The organism is Clostridium sp. AF37-5 (assembly GCF_003477605.1).
GTDB lineage: Bacteria > Bacillota > Clostridia > Lachnospirales > Lachnospiraceae > Eubacterium_F.
On sequence record NZ_QUDR01000018.1, the window covers coordinates 42490 to 58861 of the forward strand.

Annotated in this window: 22 protein-coding genes; 3 read left to right on the forward strand and 19 right to left on the reverse strand. The window is 33.9% G+C overall.

What is annotated here, in order from left to right:
* Positions 1-71: 71 nt before the first annotated feature.
* The 19 genes from DW019_RS11275 to DW019_RS11360 form a co-directional block, all read right to left on the reverse strand.
* The gene (locus DW019_RS11275; RefSeq protein WP_182431113.1) at positions 72-548 is read right to left on the reverse strand and encodes a JAB domain-containing protein; all 477 of its coding nucleotides are present in this window, start codon (positions 546-548) and stop codon (positions 72-74) included.
* A 72-nt stretch (positions 549-620) separates the two neighbouring features.
* Positions 621-800 carry a hypothetical protein gene (locus DW019_RS11280; RefSeq protein ID WP_118443440.1) on the reverse strand — a complete coding sequence of 60 codons (180 nt, stop codon included), beginning with the start codon at positions 798-800 and terminating at the stop codon, positions 621-623.
* Between the two features lie 2 nt (positions 801-802).
* Positions 803-1348: a hypothetical protein gene (locus DW019_RS11285; protein WP_118443441.1), complete on the reverse strand. Its 546-nt coding sequence runs from the start codon at positions 1346-1348 to the stop codon at positions 803-805.
* A gap of 11 nt (positions 1349-1359) precedes the next feature.
* Positions 1360-1680, reverse strand: a complete 321-nt coding sequence (locus tag DW019_RS11290) for a YodL domain-containing protein (protein WP_118443442.1) — start codon at positions 1678-1680, stop codon at positions 1360-1362.
* Positions 1677-1883 carry a hypothetical protein gene (locus DW019_RS11295; RefSeq protein ID WP_118443443.1) on the reverse strand — a complete coding sequence of 69 codons (207 nt, stop codon included), beginning with the start codon at positions 1881-1883 and terminating at the stop codon, positions 1677-1679. The genes DW019_RS11290 and DW019_RS11295 overlap by 4 nt, the downstream gene beginning before the upstream one ends.
* 54 nt (positions 1884-1937) lie before the next feature.
* Positions 1938-2144, reverse strand: coding sequence for a hypothetical protein (locus DW019_RS11300; protein ID WP_118443444.1), 207 nt, complete (start codon positions 2142-2144; stop codon positions 1938-1940).
* A 2-nt stretch (positions 2145-2146) separates the two neighbouring features.
* Positions 2147-2701: a hypothetical protein gene (locus DW019_RS11305; RefSeq protein WP_118443445.1), complete on the reverse strand. Its 555-nt coding sequence runs from the start codon at positions 2699-2701 to the stop codon at positions 2147-2149.
* Between the two features lie 9 nt (positions 2702-2710).
* Positions 2711-3022, reverse strand: a complete 312-nt coding sequence (locus DW019_RS11310) for a hypothetical protein (protein ID WP_118443446.1) — start codon at positions 3020-3022, stop codon at positions 2711-2713.
* A gap of 31 nt (positions 3023-3053) precedes the next feature.
* Positions 3054-3179 (reverse strand): hypothetical protein, encoded by a 126-nt coding sequence (locus tag DW019_RS15680; protein ID WP_279217652.1) that lies wholly within the window; start codon positions 3177-3179, stop codon positions 3054-3056.
* A 103-nt stretch (positions 3180-3282) separates the two neighbouring features.
* Entirely contained in the window at positions 3283-3525 is a 243-nt protein-coding gene (locus tag DW019_RS11315) for a hypothetical protein (protein WP_118443447.1), read from the reverse strand.
* Positions 3526-3640: 115 nt separating this feature from the next.
* A complete protein-coding gene (locus DW019_RS11320; protein WP_118443448.1) occupies positions 3641-4600 on the reverse strand; it encodes a glucosaminidase domain-containing protein in 960 nt (319 codons plus the stop codon).
* A gap of 870 nt (positions 4601-5470) precedes the next feature.
* Entirely contained in the window at positions 5471-7339 is a 1869-nt protein-coding gene (locus tag DW019_RS11325; protein WP_118443449.1) for an ATP-dependent helicase, read from the reverse strand.
* 7 nt (positions 7340-7346) lie between these two features.
* The gene (locus tag DW019_RS11330; RefSeq protein WP_118443450.1) at positions 7347-7649 is read right to left on the reverse strand and encodes a hypothetical protein; all 303 of its coding nucleotides are present in this window, start codon (positions 7647-7649) and stop codon (positions 7347-7349) included.
* A 129-nt stretch (positions 7650-7778) separates the two neighbouring features.
* Positions 7779-8342 (reverse strand): HD domain-containing phosphohydrolase, encoded by a 564-nt coding sequence (locus DW019_RS11335; protein ID WP_182431114.1) that lies wholly within the window; start codon positions 8340-8342, stop codon positions 7779-7781.
* 1024 nt (positions 8343-9366) lie between these two features.
* Positions 9367-9507 (reverse strand): hypothetical protein, encoded by a 141-nt coding sequence (locus DW019_RS15140; protein WP_182431115.1) that lies wholly within the window; start codon positions 9505-9507, stop codon positions 9367-9369.
* 183 nt (positions 9508-9690) lie between these two features.
* A complete protein-coding gene (locus DW019_RS11345; protein WP_118443453.1) occupies positions 9691-10044 on the reverse strand; it encodes a hypothetical protein in 354 nt (117 codons plus the stop codon).
* A 61-nt stretch (positions 10045-10105) separates the two neighbouring features.
* Entirely contained in the window at positions 10106-10639 is a 534-nt protein-coding gene (locus tag DW019_RS11350; protein WP_118443454.1) for a metal-dependent hydrolase, read from the reverse strand.
* Positions 10636-10893: a hypothetical protein gene (locus DW019_RS11355; RefSeq protein WP_118443455.1), complete on the reverse strand. Its 258-nt coding sequence runs from the start codon at positions 10891-10893 to the stop codon at positions 10636-10638. The genes DW019_RS11350 and DW019_RS11355 overlap by 4 nt, the downstream gene beginning before the upstream one ends.
* A gap of 77 nt (positions 10894-10970) precedes the next feature.
* Positions 10971-12842 carry an ATPase, T2SS/T4P/T4SS family gene (locus DW019_RS11360; RefSeq protein WP_118443456.1) on the reverse strand — a complete coding sequence of 624 codons (1872 nt, stop codon included), beginning with the start codon at positions 12840-12842 and terminating at the stop codon, positions 10971-10973.
* Positions 12843-13102: 260 nt separating this feature from the next.
* Between DW019_RS11360 and DW019_RS11365 the strand changes: the two genes are divergently transcribed.
* Genes DW019_RS11365 through DW019_RS11375 form a run of 3 tightly spaced genes read left to right on the forward strand, consistent with a single transcriptional unit; the run spans position 13103 to position 16228 of the window.
* Entirely contained in the window at positions 13103-14599 is a 1497-nt protein-coding gene (locus DW019_RS11365; RefSeq protein WP_118443457.1) for a hypothetical protein, read from the forward strand.
* Positions 14559-15101 (forward strand): hypothetical protein, encoded by a 543-nt coding sequence (locus DW019_RS11370; protein ID WP_118443458.1) that lies wholly within the window; start codon positions 14559-14561, stop codon positions 15099-15101. Before DW019_RS11365 ends, DW019_RS11370 begins: the two co-directional genes overlap by 41 nt.
* Positions 15098-16228, forward strand: coding sequence for an AAA family ATPase (locus DW019_RS11375; protein ID WP_118443459.1), 1131 nt, complete (start codon positions 15098-15100; stop codon positions 16226-16228). The genes DW019_RS11370 and DW019_RS11375 overlap by 4 nt, the downstream gene beginning before the upstream one ends.
* Positions 16229-16372: the final 144 nt, after the last annotated feature.

A 16372-nucleotide genomic window follows, 5' to 3' on the forward strand; every position in this document is an offset into this window, starting at 1 on the left:
GAAGAAGAATTTCATAAATCTTTTCAAGAAAAAAGACCGTAGGAATTATCCTATCGGTCTCTTTCTTTTTATTATGAAAAAATATTTGGTTCATGTTCTCTCATTGAAAAATATGGATGTGAATTGTCTCCAATTACAATATGGTCTTCTAACTTAATATCCATAACTTTCCCGGCTTCAATAAGTCGATTGGTTATTTCATAATCAGCATTGGACGGAATTGGATTACCGCTTGGATGATTATGTACGATTACAAAATGATTTCCTCCGGATAGTAATAATCTGGTAAAAATTTCCTGTATTCCGATTAAAGATTGGTTTATTTTTCCATGGCTTACTTCAAATATCCCCTTTGGTTCTAATTTAGTGTTCATGGAGATAAGCCATGCTCGTTCTTCCGCGAGCCGGTCCGCATGAAAAACTTCGCTCATCATTTTATAGATGCTCTCTGGGTCCGGATGCATTACATTATAATCACACATGAAATCCTTTACAAGCATTGGTTTTCTCTCTTCATCCAATTCTAGGTTATACGAAATAATTTTCATGTTCATTCCTCCTTCTCGGCAACAGTTTCTGTGGACACCCATATCCAGTGCTTGCTGGTATAGTGTATATTGCTACTGTGCTAAATATGTCGCCGCCTTTTTATATGCTGTTGCATACCGATGTCTACTTTCTTCTATTTTCCTATCAGCCTCTTCAACTAACTTTCGATAAATATCACTTTCATTCATCTTCTTCTCTGCTACATTCTGAATTCCAGTCTGCGCGGCCTGACTCAAAATTATTTTCGCCATATTTATTCCTCCTTTCCGGCAGCAGTTTCTTCTTTCGGAACGGAAGGAAGTATTGGTTCAAGCCATTTTTTAGGATAAAAAATATCCTTACATCCTTCAAGATAATAATATCTTTTCGAATCAAAAGAGAAGCTATCTTCTATAATGTATTCTTTATTTACATATTTTTTCAACTCTGGAATTGCTATTTTTGTTAGAAGTGATTTTTCCTCTTTGAGTTTCTTAATTATTCCTTCCCGGACTCGTACTTTGTCACCGACTTCAAATTTTATTACTTTTTTGAGTGGGACTGTCTCTTCTAGGCTTATTGAACACATTGGTGTCCTCGTCATTGTCCCAACGGCAGTTGTCAGCATTGGTGGCGTTGACGATAATGTAATTGTTTTTGATTGACAACGATACTCTTTCGTATCATTAAAATAAGTCGGCTCAGTAAGAGACCCAGCCCATATATAACCAGCTTTCTCTGCCAACTGCATTAGGAGTAAATATTCTCCTTCGTTATTGATTTTCACTTTTGTGGTCTTTTTTAGTCTTTTTAATCTCATATTTATTTCTCCTATTTTTTAATCTCTTTCCAACCGGATATATCTCGATAGTAAAATCGAGTGCCAATTTTTCGTTCAATAGCAACAACATCACTGACAGATAATGTATGTCCGCTTCGATTTTGTGGTTTACTAAATCGGGCAGCTACATCTTCTAATATCGCTAAATCATCCTGATTTGTTAATGTTATTTCTTTACGATATTGAATTTCATCAATGATTACTTCGCAGTACACCGCCCGGTAATCATCTAATGAGTAATTGTTTTTTGCTATCTCCCATGGGGCGGAATAATATTCCGCGTTTGTTTGAAAAATAATAAATCTACTCATTCTTCATCTCCTAATTTTAATTTTTTAAGTGCGTATATAGCCATTGCTCTATATTTCAGTTTCTTTATTTTAGCAGCCTTGACATTTTTTTCGCATGTTGACAGGCGACATATCATTCTGTCTCTTTTATTTTCTGTTTTAAGAAATTCTATTGCATCAGATATTTCATCTGCGTTGTAAAACTTTTTCTTTGCATCTTTCATTATTGTTCTTCCTTTCCATACTCGCCCATGAGATAACCCACGGGCGAGATGTTTTTACTGTAAGCTATATAAGCCTGACCTTCGAAAAGTATCTGCTTTAACTTCTCCGCTCACATTGTCACAGCCTCCATATGTTGTGTTACAACGATATGGGTAAGCGGTTACGCTTTCTCCGTTATGGTCTTCTTTGATGCCATACATTACCATGTTGTTTTCTACGTATACTTCATAGCCTTTTAGTATATGCCATCCATCTTTCATATTCATACCTCCTGCATAATGTTAAAATCATCGAGCGAGAAATACACATTCCCATTGCCTGCCTCTGCCATAACCTGCTCCTTTGAGTAATTAGGCGGATAGGCAAAGATTTGATTTCCTTCTACACTGATTGCGATATACCCTTTTTTTGAAAATTTCTTAAACTGCCTTTCTGCATCATACAATTTAAGAAAACCAGAGACGATATATACAATGGAATTGGACGCCATAGTCTCCTTGGTGATGTCCTCTTCTGGAATATATGGATGGGTTTTACGAAACCATTCACATTCTTTTTTGTATTGCTCTGGACGTTTCTGATACAAATTTATAACAAATTTGTTCGGGACTTTTTTTGCATAGGCGATAATGGTTTTCATCATCGCTTCTTCTGCTTCTTTGGAAATATATTCAACATCTTCCGGACCACCATCTGCATAATCCGCATAAGTACCAATACGTTTCCCATCTAAGTAAAGACTGGCTGTGCAGCCATATCCTTTTCTTCCGGTTAAAGTTTTAATATTCTTCATCTGAAAATTCATAATCTTAGCCATAATTACCTCCTATTCCGGCAGCAGTTGGATAATACATCCATACTCGCCTGCTCGATACACGTTAATTTTTTCTGCGTAATATTTTTTACACAATCCATCATCATCATAAACTTCCATCCATTTACAAAATTCGGTTATTTTCTTATAATGATTTGGAATCTCAACTTCCGGGTCGTCTACAATGTACGCACTGTAACAACCATCTTCGCCAAAATTAAGAATCTGTGCACGAAGTCCTTCTTTTGGTTTTGGTCCTATAAGTGCCAAAGCGGCTACATCTGACGAACCAATATCTTCTTTTCGGTCTTTGTAAAATTTCATAACGAATTGCCTCCTTGATTAAAATAAATTTTTATTGACAGCGAACAATTCCGCCATAAGTGTCTACTATTACTCCAATTTCGCCGATTTCCTGTTCTCCGGTTGTAAGATTACAGCAATTAGACAAAACATAACAAACATCATTGTTTATATACATAGGCGTTGCCTCATTTTCCGGTAAATCTTCTTCCGACACAAACAATAAATCTGCCAATGTGCTAAAAGCTGTCTTTGATACAACAACGTGATATACACGGCAGTTATAAGCTTCTTCTGTTTTTTTTTATTAGACGCTCAATATTATTGCGGTTTGGAAGTTCGAACAAATGATACGCAATTCCGAGTTCAGAAACGCCTCTAATGCATTGAGGGGGAAGAATTCTTTTTTTAGACAAAAGAATTTCTCCCGGCTCCACTTGCAAATAATCGGAAAAATTTGCACCCATTTTTGCTAATCGCCGTTCTCCTATCCTTGTAAGTTCTTCATAAATTTCTTTTTTCATAAAAAACCTCCTTTTATTATTTTGATATTTATAATATGTCTGTTTGAAAGCAAGACAAAAATCATATTATAAAGAAAAAGCCCAACTATTAAGTCAGGCTTTTTGCGATTATTGCTTATTCATTTAGTTTTGCCATCAGCCGATACCCGATGTCTGTAATTTTATACGCCCATGTATCACCTACGCAATACATAGTATTGATACCGACAAGGCTTGGGCCGTTATCATATACAGCCCCTTTAGTAAGATATTTCTCCCGGATATGCTTCGCTGTCATTAAGAGGTTCTCCTCTCCACTGGCAGCATTGATACCCTCTGCTTCATCGGAATATACACCAAAGCCGGTATAATTATGGTCCTCTTTGGCACGCTTAGAAGTTCCCCATCCACTTTCTAATGCGGAAAGTGCGCATATGGCAATTGCGTTAATATGTAATTCTTTTTCAATCCTTACATAAACCGGAGCAAACTCCTGCAAGTCGGTATCCTGCAAAATCTGCCGCATCTGCTTAACTGAAATATTGCTGAGTTCTGTAACATCATTTGGATTAAAGACAACGCCGTCAAGAGAATTTAATTCTTGCAAGTCAATCTTCATCTGAGAAAGCACCTGTTTTTCCATATCGACATTCTGGCTTAATTTTTTCTTTTCGACCTCTAATGTTTTAATCCGTTCACTAATCTTCTTTTCTTTTAAGATTTTCTTAACGGCATTTGTGTCAATTTCTCGATATGCGAAATTCTGCGTTTCCCATGGCTCATCTTGCAAATTGTCAACAAATGGTGATTTTCGCTCTTCCATTAGCTGATTTTGCACATTTGCATCTTTTTGGGATTTCTGTGATTTAATCTCAGATGCAACATCTCTCTTTTTTTCTCTAAATGTTTTTACCACTTTGGACTGATACTTCATATCCTCTTTAAGCTCTTCTACTTTTGAAGTGACCTCCGGAGAAACATATACGACTCGCTTCATTTCAACCTCTTTAACATCCTTTTCTACGGCTGATGCATGATGAAACATTCCACCAACAATACTTAATGTAGCTGCTACTGCAATAATCATTCTTTTCATATGAAAATTCCTCCTTATTATTGATAATGATTACATTCTTAATATGTCTGTAAAGCAAGGCGTTTTAGAAAGAGAGGTTAAATTTTTCCCACCATAATGGTTATATATAAATTTGTTATATATGAAATTTCCCCCACAATAATGATGCAGAAATTAAAAGCTATCCCCACTATAGCGTTTATTATCTTATCCCCGATATACTGGGTGTCTTTTTGTTATATATCAAAACGTATTATGACGTTTTTTGTTATTAAAAAGGCGACACCTCCCACCATAGCGGAATCCCCGCTACTCCACCATGCAGAGAAAGTTTATTTTCCCCACTATAGAGTGGTTTATCTTCAAAGCGGGTACCGGAATTCTTATTTCCCTACCCCACCATAGCGATATTACATCGTTTCCCACCATGACGGCAGTTCCGATTACGATTTACCGTCTACATAGAGGGATGATTTATTATCGTGGGAGGGCAATCCAATACAAGGAAATATTTTTTTGTCATATATGAAAAAACATTATATCAATTATTTCACAGAGAGTTTAAGCCGGTCTTCCTCGTCCAATGATTTTATTTACTCCTACTACATCTCCGGGAACTCTTCTTCCTTAGTGGTAGCGGTTATTTCTTATGCAGGCACATCTGATTATGGTATAATTTGATGTGAGAAAATGGTTAAGTATAAACCTAATATACAATTGTGTAGAAAGTATATATACTTTTTTCTTTTTGAACAGGAAAAAATAATACTATATAACACAAAAGACGCCTGCTCAACGCAAGCGCCTTCGTTGCTCTTTCTTCCTATAAATGGTAGACGAGCTATAATATCACCAATTATAATTTTGCATTTTATACTCCAATCATTTATATCACTCCTTTTTGTTTAAAAGTGCTTTGTCTGTAATTTGCTTATCCATAACAGCGGCCAATTCAGTTACGAATCTTGATTCTCGCATCTTCTTTCCTCTTGAACGGTTTGTATACGAGATATGTAAAAAATCCTTTGCTCTTGTCATAGCCACATAGAACATCCGGCGTTCTTCTTCAATGTCATTAATTTCGCCTTTGTGTGAGTATGGCGTAAAGCCTTCATTAGCGTTAATAATGAATACATGCTTAAATTCTAAGCCTTTAGAGCCGTGCATTGTCATCAAATAGATGCCCTCTTTTGTCTCATCAATACTCTTTTTTAGAGTAAACGTGTAATCTTTTGCATATTCAACCCATTCATCGAAAGAATCAAATGTTTTTGATGTATCAACAATCTCATCCAGAATATCAATTAATTCCTGAGGATTCATCCTGTTATAATCCGCAAAATCAAGCAAGGCCTTTTTATAATCCATGTGATTGATTAAATAATCCAAAAAGCTTTGTAATTTCATACGGCTCATGGTTTTTATATCCTGTTTAAACCGAAAAATATTTCTTGCAATGTATGGTTTACGATGCATAACGCCCCATTCAACTAAATCATCTAAGCTCTTGCTCTGCTGCAAGGCTTCATTAGGAATGTATCGCGTTGGACGTTTTAAAGCTTTTTTGATTTCACCAAACGGAGCAGTATTTATACTTTTTCCGAGTTCATGAAAGCGAACAATGTCTTTAAAAATCCAATGTTCAAATAAATTGACAACACCTTCTGTTTTTGCGATAAACGGAATATCAGCATCCATTAAAACAGATGCGATTTTAGGACATTCTTTATTTGTGCGATAGATAATAGCAATATCGTCTAGTGAGGTGCCTTTATTAAGCAATTTTTTAATATCGCCTATAACGCCTATAGCTTGGAGTTCCGGCGTGCGGTAGGGCTTAATCTCAATAGAACCCTTTTCGCGAACTGATTTGAAATCTTTATCAAATCGCTTTGAATTTGATTTAATGAATTCAGAAGCAGCACTCACAATTTTTTCTCCAGAACGGTAATTTGTATCAAGTGTAATTCTTTTAGCATTTGCTTTCTTTTCGAATGCTAACATAATTTCCGGTTTTGCGCCTCTGAATTGATAAAGTGATTGGTCATCATCTCCAACAATGCATAAATTATTGCGAGGATTCGCCAATAATTCAATCAACTCCATCTGTGTATGGCATACATCTTGGCACTCATCTACCTGAATATATTGATATCGTTCACGCCAACAATTCAATATGTCCTTGTTTTCTTTTAGCAATTTTAGGCACTCAATTTGCATGTCATCATAATCAATTTTTTTGTTTTGTTTACAATAATTACAGTATTCATTGAAAATTAATTGCAACTGTTCTTCCCGGCAACCGCATTTGATGTCATAAGGCGGTTTAAGCATTCCGGATTTAATATTACTGATAGCACTTACCAAATCCTTGATTAAAGTATTAATGTCTTCTGTGTAAATTTTGTTGTTCTTTATGATTTCGCGCAAAACATTCCATTCGTCTCTTTCTGTTAACACATTCTCATATGTATAATCAAAAGAAGTTGTTAATATAGCCAATGCAACAGAATGAATTGTGCCAAAAGTAACACCCGGTGTTTCGCATTGAGTTAAAGCCTCATATCTCATCTGCATTTCTTTGGCAGCGGCTTTCGTAAATGTAATGACTAATATATTATATGGATTTACGCCTTTTTCAATTAATTTAGCCGTTCGATTTACCACAACTGTGGTTTTCCCGGAGCCCGGTCCGGCTACTACAATTAACGGCCCATCTTTATGATTGATAGCTGCTTTTTGTTCTTTGTTAAAACTCATAGTTTACCTACTTTCTTTTCTTAATTTTGTTATTTTTAACTACAATAGCTGCCAACGCAACAAATAAAACAATAAGAACTAATGCATTATATTTATTGTTTTTTGCCACATCAGCTCCAATTTCTTTAAATTCTTCTTCAGGACTTAAAGTTGCTTTTGGCGTTGAGCTCGCAATTGTTGCGGCACTATCTGTTGCACTTTCAACATTGTATTCATATTGACTTGCAGGTTGCATTGTAGTTTCTGCCTTTGCATAATTAAATGGCAATGCCATAATTACAAGAGCTATCATTAAAATATATTTTTTCATAAAAATCCTCCTTTTGTTGTTGTGATATTATTAATAGTCTCCTTTTATTATCGTGACACTATTAATATGTCTGTTTTTAGGCAAAATGAAAATCATATTATGAGAAAAAAGGCTTCATTAGAAGCCTCTTTAACAACATTCAGTTAATATATCAACTGCAACTTGGTTCAGCCCTTTATCCGACTTCATAATTTTAAGAGCTTCTTCTTTTGACCGTTTTTTATGATATACGCGGTCTGCAGTCAACGCTTCATAAACATCAGCTACGCTCACTATTTGAGTTAATATATCAATTTTATGTCCTCGTAATTTTTGTGGATATCCACTTCCATCTAGCCGTTCATGATGATGATATACAATATCTACAACTGTACGATTAAAGTCCAATTGCTTTAATACCCAAAAGCCGTACTGGGGATGACACTCAATTAAGGTTCTATCATCCTGAGTTAATTTTTTGGCTTTATTAAGTACGTCTTGATTTACATAAGATTTTCCAATATCATGTAATAAAGCTCCTGCTGCTAAATCAATTTTTTGTTGCAAATTAAATCCATATACTTCAGCTATTTGCAAAGCAATATTGCACGTCCGGTTGCAATGCTCAAATACATCTTCACCTAGTGAATATTGAAAATCTTTTGCATATTTATCCTTAATAATGTTTAATGCAATATCTTTAATATTTTTCATGCATAATTTGCACCTCCTTAACATAATCATTTTTAATATGTCTGTTAAAATTCAAAAAATCATATAAGAATACTTAATATGATGCAGCAGCTAACATATAAATAGGGAATTAGGGCCTTAGATTTGTCACTTTTCCTCATATAACAAACAATACTATATAAGAAAAAACAAACACACGCTGTCAATATAGTTATAAGCAATATAAAAAAATAAATTTTACCAAAGACCGCTAAATAATGAATAGCAACCCCTACGCAAAGAAATGATGCTTTTTTATTCCATTTTCGAAATCGGCCTAGAAGCATAATACCTAAAAAGAAAAATATCATGGAAAAAGTTTCTTCTTGTACATCCACAAAAGACGTCTTCATCACAATAATTCGAATTGTATATAAAATAATGCCAATACAAATAAATAAAATACCTTGCCAATTTGCAATATCTTTCATGTGTGCGTCTTTTATTGAAGTAAACAATAAAAAGACAAAGATTGATATTATTGGACAAATCAACAACATCTTTGTTATTAAAGGCATACTTATTGGAATTATGCGTATGCATATACTAATCAGACTAATCAAACATAAACATACTGAAAATATAAAATATCTGTCTTTGCAAAAATTATTTATTATTTTTTTGAACATTGAGTGATAAACTCCTTTCTATTATTTATTTTAATATGTCTGTTATAAAGTAATTTTTCTAACCAAAAAAGGCACCCCTTCTGGGATGCCTGGAATAAATATATAATCTATTTGATATATTTGCTTGAATTTTCTCCTCTTTCCAAAAATAATCTTATCATATCCTAAAGTCCTAACTAATTCAAACACTAATATCTCCATTTATTATAAACGCAATATTTTAAGAGGCTGCTCTTTCCTCTTTTTGTTCTCCTCTTTTAGCTTTTCCCTTCTTAAATCGCCCACACAATCTCCGGAGCAATAAACATAGATAAATAACTTACACTTGCGACAATTCCAAATGCAAGAAAAAATACCATAACTTTTTTTGCCATATTTTATTCCTCCGTTTCCTTGCTTGCATCACCATGTTGCCGAATAATTTCACATGTTTCATCCGACACCCCGCGTTGCTGCAACTTTTTTGCAAATCGTTCATTGGGCGGTAAGTTCTTCCATCTTGATTTCCCTTTTGCCATTATTTTGTCCTCCTAAAATTTGAATTTTAAATGCAATTCCTCCTTATTAAATTATATATTTATTATAAAAGAGACCTTGCGGTCTCTGAACATTCTCCAATTTGTTTAATTAATATACTTATAATATGTCTGTTTGCTATAGGCAATAAAAAAAAGTGGCAGCAAAAGCTACCACTTAATTGTTTACTCGCAACCGTTAAGCAAAATGTGATTCCAACGAGAAAGAAATCTTTTAATTGCTTTTCTCTTTGAAGCATTGTACTTCTCCTGCAATTTTTTCAAAGCAATTTCCTTGCCTTTTTGTTCATTAAATACATCGCCGGGATGTAATTTCGCTTTTCCGCGATAAGAATTCATCATAAGAGCTGTGCGAATTGAGGCATCCTCAAAAAAGCCTGCACCTAAACAGCCAAGCTCTGTTCTGCCGCAAATTGTATCAATAGCATCAAACATACAATTGTCAAGATACGCTACGACAACTCCTTTTTCTTTATCAACATTAAATCGCGGCACTCTGCCACCTACTTTTTTACACATATTTGTGTACCTCCTTGTAAATTGTTCAGCTTTAAGCTGTTCTAATTTTAATATGTCTGTTTTATTTCAAAAAATCATATAACATGAATAATTGAACGAAAAATGCATATTGTAACATAATCAATACTATTGTTACCAATATATCCCCCGGAGCTCCGCTATAAGTATTACGCATAGAATACTTTTCTTTTACAAAAGGATAGCCCCATGCAATACCTCCTCTCGTGCATGTGTCCTGAATCAAATGAAATACAAATCCACTTAATAAACTTGCACTTAATACAAAGGCGTCAAATTGAACGGAGTAAAGCACCGATGTAAGAACTGCCAAAAACATCGGAATTATCAAAGTATGGATAGCCATACGATGTTCTGTAAATTTACAAACAACCCATGAAACAATCGGATGTTTAAGGCTGATTATAGAATGTGGGGTATCAATATCCGGCAGCAGTCCTCCAATTCCGCCCAATAAGGCTCCGCTCATTGCTAAAAGCATGTTTCCATTTGTGGTTTGAGGAAGCTGTGAGCATAATGCAGCAGTCGTAATAATGCCTGAACACGCCCCTCCAAAACGATGCAGTTTCCCTGTCATGGGCCATCACCTTCCTTAATTTCCAATTCATAGGCAATTTTTTGTAATTCTTTTTTCGCTTCCTGCTGCTCTGACGTTAAAGACATAGTTTTTGACTTTTCTAACAAGAACAGAATAAAAACAAAATATTTTTCTTTGTTTGGATAAACAAATCTATCTAAATCATCAATAGACGGGAACCATCCATCAAGGTCGTAATCACAATTTTGGATTGCCCGTTCCATCTTAGTAAACTCTTTTTCTGTAATAGTCATATTAAACTTAACCTCCTATGTTTATATATTTAATATGTCTGTTTTTCAGAAAAACAAAAACCATATTATAACAAAAATCACCCAATTCCACGATAAATTGCCCGATATGTTAAGTCTTTCTTTTCTTCGTTCCAACCGGTAATTTCTGAAATCTCTGTCACCTTAAAGTTTTTCATAAACACAATAGTTTCCAGTGATTGAAGCATTTTTTTCGCTTCTGCCTGCGAATACCCGGATTCATAGGTGACATAATCCGCTAATTTATTAATTGCCTCCGTAGAGGAAGCCCCATGACAAGAAGCCCAGCATTTGTGCCCGGTGTATGCCGCATTTAAAAAATAAAATGCTTCTCCACCCTTGATTTCCCCGATAACAAAATAATCCAAATCTGTCAACAAGCCATTTCGCGCTAAATCTTTTAGGTCAAATTGAATTTCGTTCTGCCGGCGGCTAGTAACAACATGCTGAAACATTAAATCTGGATGTTTATTAGAAAACAATTCTTCGTTTTCCTGAATAACCAGGCCTGAATTGTTATAGGAAATCAAATCAAGTAACGTATTCATCAAAGTCGTTTTACCAGATGCACCTTTTCCTGTAAATAATATTCCTTTTCCGTTTTTCACTTTATCAATTAAGTAAGCTGCTGTTTTGACATCAAGCATTCCAAAATTCATTAAATCTTCTATTGTATATTTTTTCTTTGGCACCTTGCGAATATGTAAATACGGCCACCCCACTGAATTCACAAAAGTTGTACAAATATCAATACGCATAATGCACTTATCATTAGAAAACTTATCTGTAAAATTTTGGACAGCATTAAAAGGGCTTAAATCTGTGTTATTGCGAATCGCAATTCCATTTAAAAAACGGTAATAATCATCAATTCCCCGAAAATGTAGATTAGACGTTAAGCGCCGGCCATATCTCTTAACTCGAATTTTGTCTGGCGCAATTACTTTAATATCTGAAATAGATTCGTCATTTAATAATGGGTCAAGAATGTAATTACCATAAATAGCACTATCAATTCTTTTCAGCATAATATCTACTTCTTCTGACTTTTCAACCCCTAATTGTTTTAAGCGTTTTTTCACCTCTTTAAAGAAGCTTTCTTTTAGAAGAATCCCTTTTTGCGCTTGCTTTAACGTATTTTTCTCTACACGCATAAAATAGTGAATTAAATCTGTTAAAAGTTCTTCTTGTCGTTCTATACTTAACGCAGAAGCTATTTGCGACAACTGGCCCACCGTGTCATAAATATACTCCTGGTCATCAATAGCGCTTCTTGGATTTTCAGATATATAACGGTCAATTGTTGCTAAATAAAAATCCGAATTATTCTCAGGCTCATTTGATTTTATTGAATTTGCCAATTTTTCTCTAGTTATAGCGTCTAACTGAAATTTTTTCATTGCATCTTCATATTTAGCAAGAAATTGCGCACTTACTTTTCCCTGCTCAATATAAGGAGATTCTGTAATAACGCCTTCTTTTGTCGTATAGTAAATTAAAAAATGACAATGAGGATAAGCTTCGCTATCTAAATGCAGCATTGCCGATAAAACATTTTCTTCTGAAAATTCTTCACAAAACCAATCATACTGAATACGTCCCCACTTCTCAATGTCCATTTCCAATTCTTTTTCATATCCCACAATAACTTCAAAAGCAACCATTGAACCAAGAATATGTTTGTCATCTAAATAATACTCATTCTGTGCATGACGCTCTTCCCATAAGGATAAATAATCATTATTATCAGCCCATGGAATTAAATCATAATCCCGTCCTGCTTTTGACCAATCAATTAGCATTTCGCTCTCCGACAATTCAGCATTCAAATATTTTTTTATTTTTTCTGAGCAGTTTTTTCTTTTGTTAATATCTGACAATTTACTCAAAATATCCAAGTTAGGGATAACACCCATCTGCAAACTAATCATATAAATTCCTCCTTAGTCTTAATATGTCTGTTATGTTGTTTTTTCTTAAACCAACGGAAAATGGTTTGTTTTGCACGAAGGTCAATACATTTTCTTACTACCCTCATTTTTTTCACAGACTATATGTATAGGTATTGTCTTTACCTCTCTGGAAGAAATCTAGACCTGTCTGCTGAATTTTTGCTCATAATATGATTTCGATTTTCATTTCAAACAGACATATTACAATTACAGACTATTTTTGAAAGGAGCACATACATATGGATTGTACTACTCTCTTTAACTCTATATTTGAACAAGCAACCGGTACAGAACTGGTTAAATTTTGGTGTCCAGCTATAGCAAAACAGGAATTTCATCAAGTTTCGTGGTTAAAAAAAGCAGACAACTTAACTAAGGTTTTAGCTAAATTTCCAAAAGAAGACATTTACATGAGCTTTAATACTTTTAAAAACAAAGCAAATTTAACCGGAACACGAAGAGATATTTTTAATTGCTATGCTTTTTGTATTGATGTTGATTACAAGCTTGGCAGAGACAAATCAGCCTCTGTAGAAGAAGCAATTTGTGCAATTCGTGAATTATATCATGATAATTCTATTATTCCGGTCCCATATTACATCGAGTACGGTAATCAATTTCGCCTTATTTATTTGTTAGATGGACATGTTTCCGGGAAAAAACAAATGCAGGCTTTGGATTTAGTACAAAAAAGACTGGTAGCAAAAATTAATCAATATCCGGTTTTTGATTTTTGCGCAGAAACACAAGGACTTCAATCATTCATTCGACTGCCGGGTAGTTATAACACAAAAAATGCTAAAGCAAATAAAATTACCTATAAATGGAATAATCAATTACAAGCATATTGTATTGATTGGACTGCTGCATATAAAGAAATCAAAATAATTGAAGAAGATGAATTAGACCATGATGGTTGGGCTTTAGATACTCCAAAACGTAAAACCTTAATGGATTATATGGATATTGTATTGGGAGAATGGGAGAAACCGGCATGGTATTCTGCTTGGAAAAAGCAAAGCAAAAAAAAGAAACATCATCATTCAAGCAAAGAATTGAATGCTTCGCGAATGAAAGACATTCAGGCAATACAGGGGTATTATAAACAGAATCATACTGAGATTGGACATCGTAATCAATTATGTTTTGCCTTTTATATCCATGCAAAATTATTGTATTGCAATATGGATAAAGCATGGATTGCTCTTTGGGAATTTAATAACAATTTTACTAGCCCTTTGTCTGAAAAAAAGTTGCAAAATTGTATCTGCACTGCGATACATAAAAATTATTACATGAAAACATCTACACTTATGGATAAATTAGGCATTTCAAAAGAATTGGGAGAACGTCTTAATTTACAGTGCATTCAACCAAAGACAAAAAATAATGCTGCTTACTGTAAAAAATACTACACAAAAAAGAAAATAAACACAAAACAAAAACAGTTAGAAAAAGAGAAGAAAACCATTATTGCTTTAAAAAAGAAATACAAAACCAATAAAACAATCGCTCATATTTTACATATTTCAGAAAAAAAAGTAGAGCGATTGGTTTCTGGTTTAATTAAAGAGCGAAAATTATGGTCTGCTAAAATATTAAAGCAGTTTCAAATTATTAGAGATTTCCAAACATGGACCTACTTGTTTGATAAAGATGAATCAATGTTTCGGCAACAAGAAGAGGAGGGATTTGATGAATTATACCCTATTATCCGAAAAGAACGCTCTGATTGATGAATTTAATGATGATGTTCAGCAAATAAACGCATTAAGAAATCAAATTGTTGATTATCTTGAAGAAGCAGCATCTGCTGTTGTGGATGATGCAATTTACACGAAAATGATGCAAACAAACAAAGAGATAACAGATAAACTTGATGAAGTGCGTACTTTAATTACAAAACTAAAGAAGAAACGTCAATTAGATAAAATTTACGATACACTAAATGAAATAATGGACCTTAAAGGGCTGTTTATCATGTATTTTGAACAATTAAAAGAGTCCGTGCAAGACTATAAAAAGCAGCAACGCTTCAAACAATATCAAAAAGAGAATGTTGATGTTGTTCCGTCTAATACATTAACCGGTTATTTTGACAAATGTAATACAAAAAAAGATTTGATACGGAAATATAAAAAATTAGTCAAAAAATATCATCCGGATAATGGTGGGGATGCACTTATTTTTGTAGAAATCAATCAACAATATGAAAAAAAGAAAGGAGAATTATCATGAAATTATTACGAACCTTGTTGTTGAATTTAGGATGTGTTTTGTTTTTTATCATTCCAATTATTGGCTGGAGTGGTTTAATATGGTTATACATTAACGATTACCACTTTACACAATTGACTTATATTTTAGCTGGCGTAATTGGGTTTGTTTTTTGGATTGGATGTTTTGTTTTACGAAGTTTTTTAAGGAAAGAACGACTAGAACAGGCAACTCGTCAATTAAAGTCTGGGAAGCACAAATATTTAACGAAACAACAACGAGATGCGGCAGCACAGATGCAATTGTTAAAAAATGAATCCTTATTATCTGATGCAGAATTCAAAAGCATTGTAAAAAAAGGCAGTAAACATCCGGAAGAAGATTTAAATGATTTAATCGGGTTAACAAAAGTTAAGCAAGAAGTGTTACGTTTTAAATCGCAAATAAAGGATAAAAAACACCCCATTAATAATATGCACATGTGCTTTTTAGGTAATCCAGGAACTGGGAAAACAACAATTGCCGGTATTCTAACCGGATTTTTATATCAATACAAGTACATTAAACGTAATGAATATATTTATGTTGATGGCAATTTTTTTAAATCGGGAGAAGACCCAATTGCACGTACTAAAATGCTCTTAACAAGAGCAAAAGGGAAAATATTGTTTATTGATGAAGCCTACTCTCTTGTCCAAGGCAATTACGGCTTAGGGCAGCAGCTATTATCTACCATTTTAAATGAGATGGAGAACGAAAGGACTAATATGATTGTTATATTGGCCGGATATAAAAAAGAAATGAAGGGATTATTTAATTCAAATTCTGGTCTTGCATCTCGCATAAAAAACTATTTTATGTTTGAAGATTATACAATCGAAGAAATGCAGCGAATTTTTATCAATTTGATTTACGCCGAAAACATGGTAGTCAGTTTAGAAGCATTAGAAAAGTTAGAAAAAATATTGCTTTCAAAAAAGAAAAACTCTAATTTTGCAAATGCACGAACAGTCCGTAATTTGGCAGAAAAAGCAATTACGGAACATTTTTATAATTTAGATGTCGGCAACATATCGAATGATAATAAATATCGTTTAGTTGCAGAAGATATTGTAAATGATATGTCAATTGACAACTATTTTAATTAGAAAAAGCCCCATAAAGGGGCTTTTTCAGACTGTAGACAAAGTGGTGCTAGGACTGTTGTCCTAGCACCACTTTTCTCTGTTTGCAGCAATTGTTCGCCCAAAATGATAAAAAAGTCGATATTAAGCAGCCTTTCCTACCGCTTT